The following is an 18,628-nucleotide window of genomic DNA, read 5'->3' on the forward strand; positions in this document are numbered from 1 at the left end:
GATGAACTTTATGATATAATTTCCCTAAACAGGCAGTCAGCAACCTGAACATAAGGAAAAAGGAGATATGGGCAATGGGAAATATAGTTTTTGATTATTCCAAAGCATCCGGCTTTGTTTCAGCAGAAGAGATGGAAAACATGAAATCTGCAGTTATGTGTGCCAGAGACACTTTAACGAGCAAATCCGGAGCAGGCAATGATTTTCTAGGCTGGATCGATCTTCCGGCAGATTATGATAAGGAAGAGTTTCATAGAATAAAGAAAGCTGCAGAAAAGATCAAAAGTGACTCTGACGTACTGTTGGTCGTTGGAATTGGCGGCTCCTATCTTGGGGCTAGAGCAGCCATTGAATTTTTATCCCATAGTTTTTATAATGTTTTACCAAAAGGTTCACGTAAAACTCCGGAGATCTATTTTGTTGGAAACAGCATTAGCAGCAAATACATCCATGATTTAAAGGATGTGCTGGAAGGAAAAGATTTCTCCGTAAATATTATATCCAAGTCCGGCACTACGACGGAGCCTGCCATCGCTTTCCGTGTGTTTAAGGATATGTTGATTGAAAAGTATGGCCGTGTGGAGGCAAATAAAAGGATTTATGCCACCACTGATAAGAAGAAAGGAGCCCTTAAGAATCTGGCAGACCAGGAAGGTTATGAGACTTTTGTGGTGCCTGATGATGTAGGAGGCCGCTTCTCTGTACTCACTGCCGTAGGACTTCTTCCCATTGCGGTATCTGGCGCTGACATAGACCGGTTGATGGAAGGAGCAAACGATGCGAGAATCGCTGCCAAAGAGACTCCCTATGAGTCAAATGGCGCGCTCCAGTATGCAGCTGTACGCAATATCCTTCTTAGAAAGGGCAAGACCGTTGAGATCGTTGCCAATTATGAACCGAGCCTTCATTATGTATCCGAGTGGTGGAAGCAGCTCTTTGGAGAGAGTGAAGGAAAAGACCAGAGAGGTATTTTTCCGGCTGCCGTGGATTTGACCACAGACCTCCACTCTATGGGACAGTTTATTCAGGATGGGGCAAGAATTATGTTTGAAACCGTACTGAATGTCCAGGAATCTCCTGCAGAGATTCTTTTAAAGGAAGAAGAAGTGGATACAGATGGCATGAACTATCTGGCTGGAAAAAGCGTTGACTTTGTCAACAAGAGTGCCATGAACGGCACCATTTTGGCCCATACCGATGGCCATGTACCGAATCTGGTCATTGATATTCCAGAACAGGATGCATACAGCTTAGGACAGCTCTTTTATTTCTTTGAGTATGCCTGCGGAGTCAGCGGATATCTTCTTGGTGTGAATCCGTTTAATCAGCCGGGTGTAGAGAGCTATAAAAAGAACATGTTCGCACTGTTAGGAAAACCTGGTTTTGAGAAGGAAAGAGAAGAACTGTTAAAGCGATTATAAGGTATATGAATTTAATACCGGTGTTTCGGCCTGAGCCTTTTGAGGTTCGGTTCGGGGCACCGGATTTTTCATTTTATCTTATTTTCTTAAGCAATCGTTTAACAAAACTTAATTAGGAAATAAGTGTAAGTTATGATATGATGGATGGGTATCAAAAAAACATATATTTATGGAGGAAGATATGAAAAAGACATTAACCATGTTACTTGCTTTTGCAATGGCATTCTCGTTGACTGCCTGTGGGGGAGCAAAGAGCGCAAAGACCATTTATGATGAGGCGACTAAGAAGACCTCAGAACTGACATCCATGGATGTTACTTCCACAGTCAATACACAGATGACTCAGGGAGAACAAAAAACAGACATGAAGATGAATCTGGATATGAAGATTGCAGATATCAATACGGAATCCATGAGATATTTCGCTTCCGGTACCACATCAGTGATGGGCCAGGATCTTGATATTTCCATGTATTACGAAAATGGATATTACTATATGACTTCTATGGGTCAGAAGATTAAATATGCCATGGATTTAGATAAGATGATGGAACAGGTAAAGCAGAGTACAGAAGGTGCAAGCCTGGATTCTTCTTATATGAAGGAAATCACCGCGAAAAAAGACGGAGACAATCAGGTCATTACCTTTACCGTGGATGCGCAGAAGATGGATACCTACGTAAAGGATTTAATGAGCCAGATGGGAACTGATTTAGATGGCGTTACTTATAGCATCAAGGATGTAAAGGGTGAGGCTACTGTTAACAAAGACGGTTATTTTTCCAAGTCAAAGATCAACATGTCTTTGGATATGACAGCTCAGGGAGAAACCATTTCCATGGTTATGGATACCGACGCTGTTTATAACAACCCAGGCCAGGCCGTAGAGGTTACAGCACCGGATTTAGAAGGCTATACAGAGGTTGATCCAAGTGCTTTGGGTAGTCAGTAATAAATAAAAAGGCTGTCGCACATGCTGCGACAGCCTTTTATTCTTCAATGACCTGGATTTCCAGAAAGTCAAATTCTATGTGCTCTATAAAATTATCCTGGGTGAATCTGGCCTTGGAGTGTTTTTTAAACTCCTGGATGGTGGCTTCAAGCCACATAGGTTTTCCCAGATCAAACTGGTAGCAGATCTCTTCCAGAGCGTTAAATACCATAGTTGTCCGAGAAAGGTTGTAATCAGGATTGCAGATAACAGTATCCTTCAGGACCCTTGTATCTTTGATTAATTTTGCCCATATGCGAAACATAACAAATTATCCCTTCTAAATGCAGAGGCTGAACTCTTTGTTTTCGTGATGAAACGATTATAACATTGTCTGAGGAAAGAGTGCAAGGAGGAAAATGACGGACATTGTAAATCAGTGAAATATATGATAGAATCTTGATAGGAAAAACCCAAGGAGGGAGACTTAAGATGGCACAACCCATTACGGATCAGGTTGGTTTTCTTGGAGAGGCATGCAGAGCCGTCCAGGAGCTGTCTGCAAGCAGGAATCTGCTGGAAGAGTTCCATCAGGAGAAGAGACATCTGGAAAAGGAGCTGGAAGCAGAACGAAAGGCAGTGGCAGATGATATCAGCCTTACGATCAAAGAGAGAATCGAAGAGATCGAGGGCACATATGACAAAGAGATTGCCAGGGAGCAGGATGCTCTAAAGAAAGTAAGGAGCAAGCGGGAAAAGGCTAAGAATCAGGGGATCAAGGAACGGATTTTAGAGGAGACAGAGGAGCTTAAAGACAACAATAAAGAGCTGAGACAGCAGATGAAAGATGTGTTCCGGCAGGAGAGAGTTCCCGGCTTTTGTAACAGCCGGCTTTATTATGCCCTTTATATGCCTGGTGGTTTTCGGGAATGGCTCTTACTCATTACCACGTTTCTCATATTTTTTCTGGCCATTCCATCAGGAATTTATTTTCTGCTTCCAGAAAAAAAGTTATTTTATTTGATCGGAATCTATTTTTTGACCATAGTCATCGTCGGGGGCATTTACATCCTTATCTATAACAGGACGAAGATGAGACACCTTACTGCCTTAAGAAAAGGCAGGACCATCAGGGACCTTATTAAGACCAACGACCGGAAGATGAAGGTCATTATCCATTCCATTAAAAGGGACAGGGATGAGGCAGTTTATAATCTGGAAAAGTATGATGATGAGATCGCAAGGATTGAGCAGGAACTGTCAAACATCATGGAGAAGAAAAGGGACGCCCTTAACACCTTTGATAAGGTTACAAAGACCATTATATCTGACGAAATCGCAGATGGAAGAAAAGATGTTATATCAAAGCTTACGAGGGAATATGAAGAGGCTCTGGCGAATGGGAAAGAGGCTGAGATCCGGGTAAAGGAGCAGACACTCTTTATCAATGACAATTACACTTCTTATATCGGTAAGGAGTTCATGATACCGGAACGCCTTGATGAACTGGCTGATATGATTCGAATGGGTAAGGCTGCCACCATAAGTGAAGCCAAGGCCCTTTATAAGAGCCTTAAGGAATAAAATGAAGGTGCAGGAAAACGCGCGGATGCGGATGTTTCCTGCACTATTTTTTTTGCGATTTTTCCATGACGGTGTAGTGAATAATTCCATAAATCACGGCTTATAATAGAACAGAGAAAATAAGGACAGCAAGGCAGGATATTATGAAATTATGGGAAAGAATTGCGATCCGGAGCAACCGGGACGTTTTTTATTATGACACAAAGCATTCCTTTGAAGCAGAGGACTTTGCTTCCAGACTATACGATATGATCAGTATGGAGATGGATAATAAGAAGGCAACAGGAGTCCTTTTTTTGTGCATCGGCACCGACCGTTCCACGGGAGACAGCCTTGGGCCCTTAATCGGTTACAAGCTAAAAGAAAAAAGACTGGAGTATTTAGAGGTCATCGGGACTTTAGAGCGTCCGGTACATGCCATGAATCTTGAGACCTACCAGACCATTCTTCGCTTAAGATATCCAAACTATGTGATTGTGGCTGTGGATGCTTCCGTTGGTAATATGGAGCACATCGGCTATGTGACTCTTGGAAGAGGAGCATTAAAGCCCGGACTTGGAGTGAGCAAGGAGCTTAGATCGGTGGGAGATATTTTTATTACCGGAATTGTTGGAAGCTGCAGCAATTATGACCCTTTAATGCTCCAAAGTATCAGACTTTCCATTGTTATGAGAATGGCTGACTGCATCAGCCATAGTATTTATCTTGTCGAAAAGTTATGGGAGAACACGTCCATGCTTTGACATGATTTTCGCCTATTGTATGCTATGATGCACTGGATTATAAAGAATAGCGGGGTGAGCCAATGGGTGAATTATACAATCCGTACCCGAAGCTGCCGAAGAACATCAGGCAGATCGGGGAGCGGGATCAGATCGTAAAGCTATATGTCGAGGATTATGTCAATACGTATTTAAAACGTCTGTATCCTGTCGGAGGACAAGGGCTGCGGGTAGGCTTACTGCTTGGCAGTATGGAGCTTAATGATGGAACGCCTTATATCTTCATAGATGGTGCATTGGAGATGGAGGATGTGACAGAAGCAGGAAAGGTAGAATTTACCGAGATTTCCTGGAAAAAAGCCTATCAGAACATGGAGCAGCTTTTCCCAAAGAGATCCATTCAGGGCTGGTTTATATGCGGCAGTCCCGGAGACGATTTAACTCCTTTAAATTTCTGGAAACAACATATCCAGTATTTTGAAGGCACCAACAAGTTGATGTATTTAAGCAATGGAATTGAAGGAGATGAGACAGTTTACATAACATCAGAAGACGGATTTTACAAGCTCCAGGGCTATAGTATATATTATGAGAGAAATCAGATGATGCAGGATTATATGGTTCTGCGAAAGGATGTAAAACGTATCGAAACCGATACAAATGATAAGGTTATTGAAGAATTCCGCAAGCGAATGGACGAACATAAGGATGAAGCGACGGACAGGCATCAGACCGCCGGGCTTCTCCGGGGCATGTGCACTGCCATGTCAGTCGTCATAGTAGCTGGCGGAATTGTTATGTTTAACAACTATGAACGGATGCAGAACATGGAAAGCGTCATTGTATCCGCCATTCCGGCTAAGGCCGAGCAAATTTTAGGAGGTGTCCAGAAAAAAGGAGGAAAAGTAGAACCAGGTGTCATTGTAGAAACGGTGGAAGCCGGCGTTTCTCCCACCACAGCAGTGAATAAGGAGACCATGTCAAACACTCCGCCAGGGACACAGGCAGGAGAGGGCCAGGCGCCTACAGAAGCCGCGGTAAGCCAGGAGGCGGTGGAAGGTCAGGCAAAGCCGGAGGAGACAAAGGAAAGCCAGGCCAGTGCAGAGACGAAAAAAGCACCGGAAGAGACAAGTGCAGCTTCCGCGGAAACGACCAAGGCTCCTACCGGTGAAAGCAGCGCACAAAAAGAGACCAGTGCGCCTACGGCTCAGACCAAGGAAGCGTCAGCAGCAGGAGCCAAGGTGCATGTGGTGCAGGAAGGAGAGACGCTTTACGGAATCAGCCTGGCAGAATACCATACGGTAAACAAGCTAAAGGAAATCTGTGAGCTCAATGGATTGGAGGATGAAAATAAGATTGTAGCGGGTCAGAAATTACTGCTTCCGTAGAAAAAAAGAATGCTTTTCTCATAAAAATGATGTATACTACAACTATATATGGGCATTTTTAGGAGAAAACTGCATGAGCGAATGGAACTCAATGAACAGAGAGATTAAAAAAAACCAGCTTCGTCGTCAAATCGTTCAAACTTCCGTAAGTAATGACGAATCCAGTGAAGATATTATAAAAAAAGCCCGTACCAAGGTAAGAAAGAAGAGGCTTAGGATTTTTCTTGTGGTGTTTGGGTTGCTGGCAGCAGGCGGAATCGGTGCGTTCCAGTATTTCAGCTTATACCATTATACCAATTACGGTATTGTATGGTCAAAAGAACTGAATGAGGGAAGCTATGAGGGATATTTGGATTTTGGCTCCAATGTGCTGAAATATAGCAGAGATGGCGCGTCCTATCTGGATGCCCAGGGAAAGGAAGTCTGGATTCAAAGCTATGAGATGAAATCCCCCAGGGCAGTGGTAAGCGGAGACTATGCAGCCATTGCCGATTTGCAGGGCAATTCCATCTATATCTTTGATAAGGCAGGAAAAACCGGGGTTGCTACTACAGTCCTTCCCATTGTAAAAGCAACCGTATCCTCCCATGGAGTGGTAGCTGCCATTTTGGAGGATTCCGCCGCCAATTACATATATTTTTTCAAGCAGGACGGATCAGCCCTTGATGTGAAGATCAAGGCTCTTTTAGGAGGGGATTCCGGTTACCCGGTAGATATCAGCTTATCTCCCGATGGAACCCAGCTTATGGGGGCTTATGCCTATTTAAAGAACGGTACCTTAAACGGAAGGGTAGCGTTTCATAACTTTGCGGAGATTGGAAAAAGCGTACCGGACAGGCTGGTGGGGGGCTTTGATGAGCCTTATGACGCAGCCTTAGTCGCCCAGGTGCATTTCCTTGATGATACCTATTCCTGCGCCTTTGCAGACAACAGCGTGTCGTTTTACTCCACCAGGAATGCTCTTTCTCCGGAACTGGTCAAACAGATTCCAATCAAAGAAGAGATTAAAAGTGTTTTCTATTCCCAAAAATACGTAGGCCTCATTGTGGACAACCCTGAGGGAGAGAATCCCTACCGCCTGGAAGTTTACAGGCCTGATGGAAAGCAGGTATTTTCCAAAGCTTTCCAATATCAGTATACCGATGCTGATATTGACGGGGAACATGTATTTCTGTATAATGAGGATTCGTGCAGAGTCTATAATATGTCCGGCAGGCTAAAATTTTCCGGCACATTTGATTTTCCGGTAACTAAGATCCGAAACGGAAGGTTTCCCAATACCTTAATCGTTACGGGTCCCAAAAATATGAAAGAAATAAGATTACAAATAGGAGGACAATACCAATGAGCAACGTCGAAACCATGTCAATTAATGCAATCCGCATCCTATCTGCAGATGCGATCCAGAAAGCCAATTCCGGACACCCCGGACTCCCTTTAGGTTGTGCATCCGCGGCTTATGAATTATGGGCAAACCATTTAAACCATAACCCGGCTGATCCTGACTGGAAAAACAGGGACCGTTTTGTGTTATCAGGAGGCCATGGTTCCATGCTATTGTATTCCCTGCTTCACTTGTTTGGATACGGAAATCTCTCCAAAGAGGATTTAATGAATTTCCGCCAGCTTGGTTCTAAAACACCGGGACATCCGGAGTATGGCCATACGGTTGGCGTAGAAGCAACCACAGGACCTCTCGGTGCAGGTATGGGTATGGCAGTTGGTATGGCAATTGCGGAAACCCATCTGGCATCTGTATTCAATAAGGACAATTACCCAGTGGTAGACCATTACACCTATGTCCTTGGCGGAGACGGTTGTATGATGGAAGGAATCTCTTCCGAAGCCTTTTCCCTGGCAGGTACTTTAGGTCTTTCCAAGTTAATCGTTTTTTACGATTCCAACCAGATTTCCATCGAAGGAAGCACTGACATCGCATTTACCGAGGATGTACAAAAACGCATGGAGGCGTTCCATTTCCAGACCATTACCGTAGAAGACGGCAATGATTTAGGAGCTATCGCCCGCGCCATTGAAGAGGCTAAGGCAGATACCGAGCGTCCATCCTTTATCACCATCAAGACCCAGATCGGCTTTGGCTGCCCGGCAAAGCAGGGAAAAGCAAGTGCCCATGGAGAGCCTCTTGGTGCGGATAACATCACTGCATTAAAGGAGAATTTAGGCTGGCCATCTACAGAGCCATTCTTCGTACCGGAAGAGGTATACAGCCACTATAAGAAGCTGGCTGAGGAAAAGGCTGAAACAGAAGCTGCATGGAACGTGATGTTTGCAGCTTACTGTGAAGAATATCCGGAGATGGAAACATTATGGAATGCCTACCATGATCCAGATGGTACAGAAAAAGCCATTGAAGCCTGTGCTGATTTCTGGAAAAAGCCAGAGAAAGCAGATGCAACCAGAAATATATCCGGTCAGATCTTAAACCGTGTAAAGAATTATATTCCAAACTTAATTGGCGGTTCCGCAGACCTTGCACCATCCAATAAGACCAACATGTCTGAGGTAGGAGACTACTCCAAAGAGGACAGAAGCGGACGCAACATGCACTTTGGTGTGAGAGAGCTTGGAATGACTGCGATCGGAAACGGTATGCTTCTTCACGGAGGACTTCGTACTTATATCGCTACCTTCTTTGTATTCAGTGATTACACAAAGCCAATGGCACGTTTGGCTTCCCTCATGGGAATTCCTCAGACCTTTGTGTTCACTCATGACAGCATCGGTGTAGGAGAAGACGGACCGACTCATGAGCCAATCGAGCAGCTTGCCATGTTACGTGCAATGCCGAATTTCCATGTATTCCGTCCTTGTGATGAAACAGAGACAGAAGCAGCCTGGTATTCTGCACTGACCTCCAAAAAGACTCCTACCGGCCTTGTTCTTACAAGACAGAACTTAACTCCAATGCCTGGCAGCAGCAAAGAGGCATTAAAGGGCGGCTATGTGATTGATGACTGCGAAGGAACTCCTGATATCATTCTCATTGCCAGCGGTTCTGAAGTAGAGCTTTCTGTTAAGGCAAAAGAGCTTCTCTCTGACCGTAAGGTAAGAGTCGTATCCATGCCATGTATGGATCTCTTTGAAGAGCAGACCGAGGAATATAAGGAATCCGTTCTTCCAAAGGCAGTAAGAAAGCGTGTGGCAGTAGAAGCTTTAAGTGATTTTGGCTGGGGTAAATATGTTGGTCTTGACGGGGCATACGTGACCATGACAGGTTTTGGCGCCAGCGGTCCTGCAGGACAGTTGTTTGATCATTTTGGATTTACAGCTGAGCGGGTTGCAGAGGTGGCAAAATCCTTATCATAAATCCGGCATCTTGATACAAAAGGAAAAGGAGCATAAGGTCATGGGAATGAAATGTATTGGTGTTGACGTAGGCGGTACCTCTGTAAAGATGGGACTTTTTGAGGTTACGGGGGAGCTTTTACACAAATGGGAAGTAGGAACCAGAAAGGAAGAGGAAGGAAGATACATCCTTGATGATGTGGCTGCCTCCATCTTAAAAGAACTGGAAGAGCTTAACATTTCCATTGATCAGATTCAGGGGGCCGGGCTTGGAATACCGGGCCCTGTTCTGCCCAATGGCTATGTGGAAGTCTGCGTCAATTTAGGCTGGCGGGACCGCTACCCGGAACGGGAGTTAAGTGAACTCCTTCATGGACTGCCGGTAAAAAGCGCCAACGATGCCAATGTAGCAGCTCTGGGAGAGATGTGGCAGGGCGGCGGAAAAGGCTATCACGATATTGTTATGGTCACCTTAGGAACCGGAGTAGGGGGAGGCGTGATCATCGACGAGAAAATCGTGTCTGGAAGACATGGTCTGGCTGGAGAAATCGGACATATCCATGTCCGCAACGATGAAACAGAAACCTGCAACTGCGGCGGTGTAGGCTGCGTGGAGCAGGTTGCAAGTGCGACTGGAATCGCCAGAGAAGCCAAACGTATGATGGAATCAAAGGATACCTTATCCTCTTTAAGAGGCTATGGCAGTCAGGTCACGGCAAAGAATGTGCTTGATGCAGCAAAGGCAGGAGATCCCCTGGCTCTGGAAGTGATGGAGGTCGTAGGACATTATCTTGGACTTTGCCTTTCTCAGGTCGCCATGACCGTAGATCCCGAAGTCTTTGTACTGGGCGGAGGCGTATCAAAAGCCGGCCAGTTCCTGATTGATATAGTCAATAAAAACTATGAAAAATTCACACCTATTTCTAAGAATAAGGGCAGTATTGTTCTGGCGACATTGGGGAATGACGCAGGAATATACGGTGCTGCAAGACTGATTTTAGATTAGGCGATAAACAGAATACCAGATATGGCTGATGCGTGTTTAAAAAGCCTTGTCTGGTATTTTTTTTCGTCCAGTCTTTTCCTGGGCCCTTCACTTATTTACAATTTACTAAATTATGATATAATGGGAATACTTCACAAGACGAAACATGGGATGAAATGAGGAGACCCCGGTTGTAGGACAACCAGGGCAATTATGAAAAATCTATGTGCAACTTGACTGATTAACTTGTTTAGATTGCTGTTTTTCTATACATTTAGTATAAAAAACAGATGTGAACAGGATATGAACGGCCTGTAAACAGATTATGAAAAAAGGAGATACCATGGGAGACAACCATAAAAATAGGAAAACTATCGTCATCGGTCATAAAAATCCGGATACGGATTCCATCTGCTCTGCAGTCAGCTATGCGAATTTAAAGCGGATGATTACTGGTGAGGATTATCAGCCGGGACGTGCTGGGAGAGTCAATGAAGAGACCCAGTTCGTACTGAATTATTTCGGTATGGAAGCCCCGGAACTTATAGAGAACGTAAAGACCCAGGTTCTGGATATAGAGATCCGGGAGACCAAGGGCGTAAAGAAGAAATTATCTTTAAAAAAGGCATGGAACCTGATGCAGGAAGCAAATGTAGTCACCATTCCTGCCGTTACCTCTGACGGGATTTTGGAAGGGCTGATTACAGTTGGCGATATAGCCAAATCTTATATGAACGTATATGACAGCAGTATTTTATCCAAGGCATGTACCCAGTACTCCAATATTGTGGAGACGCTGGAGGGAAGTCTTGTCGTTGGAGATGACACGGCTTACTTTGATAAAGGAAAGGTTCTCATTGCAGCAGCCAATCCTGATATGATGGAATATTATATATCACAAGGGGACCTTGTTATCCTTGGTAACCGGTATGAATCCCAGCTTTGTGCCATTGAGATGGAAGCGGCCTGTATCATCGTCTGCGAAGGTGCCGCTGTTTCCATGACCATCAAAAAGCTGGCTCAGGAACGAGGCTGTACGGTCATGACAACTCCATATGATACGTATACCGCAGCCCGTCTTGTAAACCAGAGCATTCCCATCAGCTACTTTATGAAGACCGAAGGGCTGATTACTTTTGAAGAAGAAGATTATATTGATGAAATCAAGGATGTGATGGCAAGCAAGCGTCACCGTGATTTCCCGGTTCTTGATAAGGACGGAAAATACAAGGGCATGATTTCCCGCCGTAACTTACTTGGAGCCAAGGGAAAACGTCTCATTCTTGTGGATCACAACGAGAGATCCCAGGCAGTAGAGGGAATGGAGAATGCGGAGATTTTAGAGATCATCGACCATCACAGACTGGGTACCGTGGAGACCATCGCGCCGGTATTCTTCCGCAACCAGCCGGTAGGCTGTACAGCCACCATCGTGTATCAGATGTATCAGGAGAACAATGTAAAGATAGAACCTCAGATCGCAGGGCTTCTTTGCAGCGCCATTATTTCCGATACTTTGTTATTCCGTTCTCCTACCTGTACAGAAGCAGATAAGAAAGCGGCCCTTGCCCTGGCAGATATTGCAGGCATTGATGCGGATAAGTATGCTTCCTGCATGTTTGAGGCTGCCAGCAACTTAAAGGGAAAAACAGACGGAGAGATCTTCTATCAGGATTTTAAAAAGTTCTCTGTTGGTAAGATCGCCTTTGGTGTAGGACAGATTACTTCTTTAAATGCGAAGGAGCTGGAAGAGCTGGAAGATCGTATGATCCCATATATGGTAAAGGCCAGAGAAGAACATGGCGTGGATATGATGTTCTTTATGCTTACCAATATTCTGACAGAATCCACCGTTCTCTTATGCGAGGGCCAGGGATCGAAACAGATGATTGTAAGAGCCTTCCGTGCCGATAACAAAGAAGACGATAAAAAGGAACATGTGGTAAGTCTTCCAGGCGTAGTATCCAGAAAGAAACAGTTGATTCCAAGTATTGTGTTAGCCGTTCAGGGATAAGGAGGCCGGTTATATGAAAAACCCGGAAAAATCAGGTAAAGTTGAGTGGAAGCCTGGAAATATGCTTTATCCTCTTCCTGCTGTTATGGTAAGCTGCCAGAGAGAAGGAGAGAAGCCGAACATCATAACCGTTGCCTGGGCTGGTACCATTTGCTCCACTCCGGCCATGCTTTCCATATCCGTACGGAAGGAACGATACTCTTATGATATTATAAAAGAGACCGGTGAATTTGTAGTCAACCTGGTTTCTAAGGAGTTAGTGAGAGCTGCGGACTACTGCGGCGTAAAATCCGGCAGAGATGTTGACAAATTCGCTCAGATGAGGTTGACGCCCTGCACCTTAAACCACATCAAAGCCCCTGGTATCGAAGAGAGTCCTGTTTGTCTTGCCTGTAAGGTGGTGGAAGTAAAGCACCTTGGAAGTCATGATATGTTTATCGCTGAGATCTTAGGCGTGACCGTCGATAACCGGTATATGGATGAGAAAAATAAATTTCATTTAAATCAGGCCGGGCTTGTAGCCTATTCTCATGGGGAATACTTTGAGCTTGGAAAGAAGCTTGGAAGCTTTGGATATTCTGTGAGAAAGACGGACAAAAAGTCAGCCGGCAGGAGGAAGCGTAAATGACAGATAAGCGAAATAACATAACACTCATTGGAATGCCGGCCTCCGGCAAAAGCACCGTCGGTGTCCTTTTAGCAAAGCGTCTGGGATATTCCTTTGTGGACGTGGATATTGTGATACAGGAGCAGGAAGGAAAGCTTTTAAAGGAAATCATTGCAGAACGCGGCGATGACGGCTTTTTAGAGGTGGAGAACCGGATCAACCGGGAGCTTCATGTGTGCAAAAGTGTTATTGCCCCAGGCGGAAGTGTGATCTATGGAAAAGAGGCCATGGAGCATTTAAAGGAAATCAGTATCGTGGTCTATCTAAAGCTCAGCTATGAAAGCGTAAAGGAGCGTCTTGGCAATCTGGTGGACCGTGGCGTGGTTTTAAAAGACGGCATGACCCTTTACGATTTATACCAGGAGAGAGTGCCATATTACGAATCCTATGCAGATATTACCATCGATGAGACAGGTCTTGAAGCAGGAAATATCGTAGATCAGCTGAGAGGCATTATGGAAGAAAAATTTGGGCTTACTACATAAAAATCGGTAAGGCTGATGCATGAATATACAAAAAATTAGTATAAGGCGGAGAATGAAATCATATTCTCCGCCTTATTTTTATAAAACGGTACGTATCTTTACAACGAAAATAAGTGGTTCTCAAAGAAGAAGGAAAAGCATATGCATTAGAAAAAGACGCTTTGGGTTTGTAAAGCAATGAATTGCCTTAATTATTTTGTTTCTGCATGGGCCGTTCTTGACATATGTTGAAAAATATAATAATGTTACAAATACTTTTGGACAATAGTGTCTGAACAGAGGGATATTCTGTCAGATGCTATTTTTTTAAAATAATTATTAAACATGAGGGGGAACATTCATGAAAAAAAACTTGAAAAAATTAGCAGCAATCAGTATGGCAGGCATTATGGCCTGGTCTTTGACCGCATGCGGGAATTCAAAGACAGTATCTCAGGAAACGAAGGACTCTGCGGTCAAGGCGGAGACAAAAGAAGAAAGCAGTGAAGCGGGGAAGGTCTTAAATGTACATATTGATGTGGAAGTGGCATCCCTGGATCCACAGATTGCCACCGATGGGACGTCTTTTGAAGTCATTGCGGATACGACCGATGGGCTCTATGAGCTGGACGCCGACGGAAAGCCGGTGCCAGCACTTGCAGAAAGCGTAGAGAAAAGCGAAGATGGACTCACCCTCACCTATCATTTAAGAGATGCCAAATGGTCCAACGGCACTCCGGTGACTGCCAAAGATTTTGTATTTGCCTGGAAGCGGGCCGTTGACCCGAAGACAGCAAGTGAATATGCATTTATCGTGGGAATTGCAGGAATTAAAAATGCAGATGCAGTGGCAGCCGGTGAAAAGCCTCTGGAAGAGCTTGGTGTCACAGCCGTGGATGACAAGACGTTAAAGGTAGAGCTTGACGTTCCGGTCCCTTATTTTGAATCCTTAATGGCATTCCCCACCTTTTATCCGGTGAATCAGGAATTCTTTGAAAAAACAGGAGATCAGTATGCCTCAACCCCGGATACCCTGTTATCCAACGGACCATATAAGATTACCTCTTACGAACCGGCGGCAACTACCATTACCCTGGAGAAGAACAAGGACTACTGGGACGCAGATAAGGTAAAGCTTGACGGAATGAAGTATCAGGTCATCAAGGATTCTCAGCAGGCCATTCTGGCATATCAGAATGGGGATTTAGACGTAGTGACCTTATCAGGAGAACAGGTGGAACAGTTCCAGGCTGACCCTGAATTTAAGAATATTATGGCAGGCTATTTATGGTATCTATCCCCCAATACCAAGGTGAAGGGGCTTGAAAACTTAAATTTGAGAAAAGCATTGTCTCTTTCCTTTGATAAGGAGGCTGTGTGCGCCAATATCTTAAAGGATGGATCCATTCCTGCTTACTTTGCAGTTCCAACCTTGCTGGCGGCTGGACCCGATGGAAAGGACTACAGAGAGAGCGCAGGCAATAATTATTTTAAGACTGACAAGGCAGAAGCCTTAAAGTATTGGGAGGAAGCAAAGAAAGAGTTGGGAGTCGACAGCCTTACCTATACCATGATCGTTGAGGATACGGAGTCAGCCATTAATGTTGCCCAGTTCTTACAATCGGAGATTCAGACCACCCTTCCCGGAATCACCATCACTCTGGAGCAGATGCCAAAGAAAAACCGTGTGGAGAGAATGCAGGAAGGACAGTTTGAGATAGGCCTTACCCGCTGGGGACCGGACTATGCCGATCCTATGACTTATCTTGATATGTGGACCACAGACAGCCCCAATAACTATGGCTTCTGGTCCAATAAGGACTACGATTCCATCATAGAATCCAGCAAAAAGGGAGAGCTTGCCCTTGATCCGGCAAAACGATGGAAGGCCCTGATTGATGCAGAAAAAATCGTTTGCGACGACGCAGTCATCTTCCCGGTATACCAAAAGGGCAATGCAGTGATGCAGAAGGCAAATGTGGAAGGCATTGACTTCCATTCCATAGCAATTAACCGTTATTTTAAAAATACAGTCAAGAATTAATGGCTGATTGAGATAGGAGAGATACCCTTGAAACGATACGTTGCAAAGCGGGTCTGTATTTCTTTGGCGACCTTACTGGCAATCCTTTTTATCCTGTTTTTAATGCTGGAGCTGATGCCAGGGTCCCCCTTTAACGATGAAAAGCTGACCCAGTCCCAGGTAGCTCTTTTAAATGAAAAGTATGGGCTTGACCAGCCTGTCTACTACCGCTTTATCCAGTATGTGAAGCATATGGTGACCGGAGATTTTGGAGTGTCCTATACCATTTCCAAGAACACCTCCATCACCACACTTTTAGCCTCCAGACTTCCGGTGTCTATCCGCATCGGAGGTCAGGCTGTGCTTCTTGGAACCATCATAGGGCTGTTTTTGGGGCTTTTGGCAGCTTTAAAGCATAACACCGTATTTGATACGTTAACTACGGTTATTTCCGTACTGGGAGTCAGTCTTCCGTCCTATGTGTTCGCCCTGGCGCTTTCTTATTCCCTGGGATACCGGGTCCATTGGTTTCCGCTGTTGTATCAGCAGGAAGCGGCTGTCAAATCCTCTGTACTGCCCACTATATCCCTTGCCATGTTCACGGTGGCTACGGTGGCCCGTTTTACCAGAACGGAGATGCTTGAGGTTCTGGGCTCTGATTACATGCTGCTGGCAGAAAGCAAGGGACTTCCTGAGTGGAGGCTTATTATGGTTCATGGATTAAAAAATGCCCTGATTCCCATTATCACAGTTCTGGCACCTCTCGTTGTCAGTCTGATGACAGGCTCTCTTGTGGTGGAGAAAATATTTTCCATACCGGGAATAGGAAGTCTTTTAGTCACCGCTATACAGTCCAATGATTATAACGTCATTGTGACTCTGGCCTTTATCTACAGTGCCATGTACATTGGTATCATGCTTTTTGTGGATATCCTATACGGAATCATTGATCCACGCATCCGTCTGGCAAAGGAGGGGAATTATGAGCACTGATCAGAAAGCTGCAGAGTCCTTTGAATTTCTGTCCGATGATTTTCTCCTGGCAGAGAACCAGAACCTTGGCATGGATCAGGTATATCCGGCCCGTTCCTATTGGAGCGACGTTTTCTCTGCATTTATAAAGAATAAAGGGGCCGTCATTGGCCTCATAGCTATTTTATTCATCATCTTTTTTGCCATTGCTGGTCCTTATATGAATGGTTATACCTATGATGGACAGATTATTGCCAACCAGAACCTTGCACCCAGAATACCGGTTCTTGAAACCTGGGGAATCTTTGACGGAACGGAGCGCATGTCCACCTCCACGGGCGTGAATGTCGTAAATAAATATGTAAATCCAGGTAAGACAACAGGTCTGGAATCCACCTACTACTGGTTTGGTACGGATGTTCTTGGGAGGGATCTTTTCACCCGGACATTTATGGGTACCCGGATATCCTTATACATTGCTCTGGTCGCAGTCATCGTTGATCTTTGCTTTGGGATGAGTTATGGGCTGATCAGCGGATATTTTGGGGGAGCGGTGGATAATATCATGCAGCGGTTTGCGGAAATTTTAAATGGAATTCCCACCCTTGTCATCGTGACCCTTCTTATGCTGGTCTTAAAGCCGGGGTTATTTACCATTACCCTGGCACTTGCCATTACGGGCTGGATTGGAATGAACCGGATTGCCAGAGCTCAGGTATTAAAGCTTAAAGAGCAGGAATTTGTTCTTGCCTCAAAGACACTTGGGGCAGGAGATTTTTACGTTATATTTAAAGAAATTCTTCCAAATATATTTGGGCAGCTGATCATCATGTCCATGTTTTCCATACCAAATGCTATCTTTACGGAAGCCTTCCTAGCTTTCATCGGTCTTGGAGTTCCGGCTCCGCTGGCCTCCCTGGGGTCCCTGATCAGCGACTCCTTTAAGTCATTTACCACCCATCCGTATATGATTATTTCTCCCGTTCTGGTGCTGGCTATTATCATGCTGAGCTTTAACATGCTGGCAGACGGACTCCGGGATGCATTTGATCCAAAAATGAAGGAGATATAGGAGGCGTGTCATGAACAAAGAAAAAGTATTGTCCATTCGGGATCTCTCCATCTCCTTTCAAACAACGGCCGGTGAGGCCAATGCCATTCGGGGAGTAAAGCTTGATTTATATAAGGGAGAGACTCTTGCAATCGTAGGAGAGTCCGGGTCAGGAAAGTCGGTGACAGTTAAGGCCATCATGGGCATTTTAAGCGGAAATGGTACTGTTACCGGAGGCACCATTGATTTTACCTATGAAAGAAGCGGGGAGACCATCCATCAGGATTTATTAAAGCTAACAAAGAAGGAAATGCGGCGCCGCATCAATGGAAAGCGGATTGCCATGGTGTTTCAGGACCCTATGACCTCCTTAAATCCCACCATGACCATAGGAAAGCAGATTATGGAAGGAATGCGGTGTCATTATAAGACACCGAAAAAAGAGGCCTATGAAAAGGCCGTGAGCCTCCTATCCCTGGTTGGAATTACAGAGCCTGAAAAACGGATGAAATGTTACCCCCACCAGTTATCGGGAGGAATGCGCCAGAGGGTGGTCATTGCCATTGCCTTATCCTGCGATCCAGAGGTGCTCATCTGTGACGAGCCGACCACAGCTTTAGATGTTACCATTCAGGCTAAGATTCTGGAGCTGATTAAGGAGATACAGGATAGAACCGGAATCTCGGTCATCTACATCACCCATGACCTTGGGGTGGTAGCAAAGGTGGCGGATTATGTGGCTGTGATGTATGCGGGAAAGATCGTGGAAAAAGGGCTTTCCAAAGAAGTTTTTTATGACCCAAGACATCCCTATACCTGGGGACTTCTATCTGCCATGCCGGATTTAAATACCTCAGATGAGTCGCTCTACACCATACCAGGAAGTCCCTATAATCTTCTTGGGAAAGGAAAGGGAGATGCCTTTGCAGACCGGAACGCATACGCCCTAAACATTGATTACCGCATGGAACCGCCGATGTTTCAGGTGACGGATACCCATTATGCGGCTACCTGGCTCCTTCATAAGAATGCGCCGGAGGTAGGCATGCCAGATGCTTTAAAAGCCAGGATTTTAAGAATGAGAAAGGAGGCTTAAAGAG

16 protein-coding genes are annotated in these 18,628 nt (G+C 45.0%); 15 read left to right on the forward strand and 1 reads right to left on the reverse strand.

Annotated features, from left to right (window positions below; all coding sequences use genetic code 11):
- The first annotated feature begins 74 nt into the window (after positions 1-74).
- Both T546_RS0116550 and T546_RS0116555 read left to right on the forward strand, forming a co-directional pair.
- Positions 75-1,421, forward strand: coding sequence for a glucose-6-phosphate isomerase (locus T546_RS0116550; RefSeq protein WP_026892578.1), 1,347 nt, complete (start codon positions 75-77; stop codon positions 1,419-1,421).
- Between the two features lie 181 nt (positions 1,422-1,602).
- Entirely contained in the window at positions 1,603-2,373 is a 771-nt protein-coding gene (locus T546_RS0116555) for a DUF6612 family protein (RefSeq protein WP_051629916.1), read from the forward strand.
- A 37-nt stretch (positions 2,374-2,410) separates the two neighbouring features.
- On the opposite strand, the gene T546_RS0116560 is transcribed toward T546_RS0116555, so the two are convergent.
- Positions 2,411-2,677 carry a hypothetical protein gene (locus T546_RS0116560; protein ID WP_026892580.1) on the reverse strand — a complete coding sequence of 89 codons (267 nt, stop codon included), beginning with the start codon at positions 2,675-2,677 and terminating at the stop codon, positions 2,411-2,413.
- Between the two features lie 167 nt (positions 2,678-2,844).
- On the opposite strand from T546_RS0116560, the gene T546_RS0116565 reads away from it, so the two are divergent.
- The 13 genes from T546_RS0116565 to T546_RS0116625 all read left to right on the forward strand — a co-directional run bounded on the left by T546_RS0116565 (position 2,845) and on the right by T546_RS0116625 (position 18,624).
- Positions 2,845-3,936, forward strand: a complete 1,092-nt coding sequence (locus tag T546_RS0116565) for a hypothetical protein (RefSeq protein WP_026892581.1) — start codon at positions 2,845-2,847, stop codon at positions 3,934-3,936.
- Between the two features lie 143 nt (positions 3,937-4,079).
- The gene (gene yyaC, locus T546_RS0116570; RefSeq protein ID WP_026892582.1) at positions 4,080-4,679 is read left to right on the forward strand and encodes a spore protease YyaC; all 600 of its coding nucleotides are present in this window, start codon (positions 4,080-4,082) and stop codon (positions 4,677-4,679) included.
- Between the two features lie 62 nt (positions 4,680-4,741).
- Positions 4,742-6,046 (forward strand): LysM peptidoglycan-binding domain-containing protein, encoded by a 1,305-nt coding sequence (locus tag T546_RS0116575; RefSeq protein WP_026892583.1) that lies wholly within the window; start codon positions 4,742-4,744, stop codon positions 6,044-6,046.
- 73 nt (positions 6,047-6,119) lie between these two features.
- Positions 6,120-7,394, forward strand: coding sequence for a DUF5711 family protein (locus T546_RS0116580; RefSeq protein WP_026892584.1), 1,275 nt, complete (start codon positions 6,120-6,122; stop codon positions 7,392-7,394).
- Entirely contained in the window at positions 7,391-9,373 is a 1,983-nt protein-coding gene (gene tkt / locus T546_RS0116585; RefSeq protein ID WP_026892585.1) for a transketolase, read from the forward strand. The genes T546_RS0116580 and tkt overlap by 4 nt, the downstream gene beginning before the upstream one ends.
- A 40-nt stretch (positions 9,374-9,413) precedes the next feature.
- On the forward strand, positions 9,414-10,358 hold the full coding sequence (locus tag T546_RS0116590; protein ID WP_026892586.1) for an ROK family glucokinase: 945 nt from the start codon (positions 9,414-9,416) through the stop codon (positions 10,356-10,358).
- A gap of 304 nt (positions 10,359-10,662) precedes the next feature.
- Positions 10,663-12,351, forward strand: coding sequence for a putative manganese-dependent inorganic diphosphatase (locus tag T546_RS0116595; RefSeq protein WP_330371943.1), 1,689 nt, complete (start codon positions 10,663-10,665; stop codon positions 12,349-12,351).
- 13 nt (positions 12,352-12,364) lie between these two features.
- A complete protein-coding gene (locus tag T546_RS0116600) occupies positions 12,365-12,979 on the forward strand; it encodes a flavin reductase family protein (protein WP_026892588.1) in 615 nt (204 codons plus the stop codon).
- Positions 12,976-13,503, forward strand: a complete 528-nt coding sequence (locus T546_RS0116605) for a shikimate kinase (protein WP_026892589.1) — start codon at positions 12,976-12,978, stop codon at positions 13,501-13,503. Before T546_RS0116600 ends, T546_RS0116605 begins: the two co-directional genes overlap by 4 nt.
- Before the next feature lie 340 nt (positions 13,504-13,843).
- Positions 13,844-15,526, forward strand: coding sequence for a peptide ABC transporter substrate-binding protein (locus T546_RS0116610; protein WP_026892590.1), 1,683 nt, complete (start codon positions 13,844-13,846; stop codon positions 15,524-15,526).
- A 27-nt stretch (positions 15,527-15,553) separates the two neighbouring features.
- Positions 15,554-16,498 carry an ABC transporter permease gene (locus tag T546_RS0116615; protein ID WP_026892591.1) on the forward strand — a complete coding sequence of 315 codons (945 nt, stop codon included), beginning with the start codon at positions 15,554-15,556 and terminating at the stop codon, positions 16,496-16,498.
- Positions 16,488-17,549, forward strand: a complete 1,062-nt coding sequence (locus T546_RS0116620; RefSeq protein ID WP_034599714.1) for an ABC transporter permease — start codon at positions 16,488-16,490, stop codon at positions 17,547-17,549. Before T546_RS0116615 ends, T546_RS0116620 begins: the two co-directional genes overlap by 11 nt.
- Positions 17,550-17,559: 10 nt before the next feature.
- On the forward strand, positions 17,560-18,624 hold the full coding sequence (locus tag T546_RS0116625; RefSeq protein ID WP_026892593.1) for an ABC transporter ATP-binding protein: 1,065 nt from the start codon (positions 17,560-17,562) through the stop codon (positions 18,622-18,624).
- Positions 18,625-18,628: the final 4 nt, after the last annotated feature.

It is taken from the genome of [Clostridium] aerotolerans DSM 5434, from assembly GCF_000687555.1.
Lineage (GTDB): Bacteria > Bacillota > Clostridia > Lachnospirales > Lachnospiraceae > Lacrimispora > Lacrimispora aerotolerans.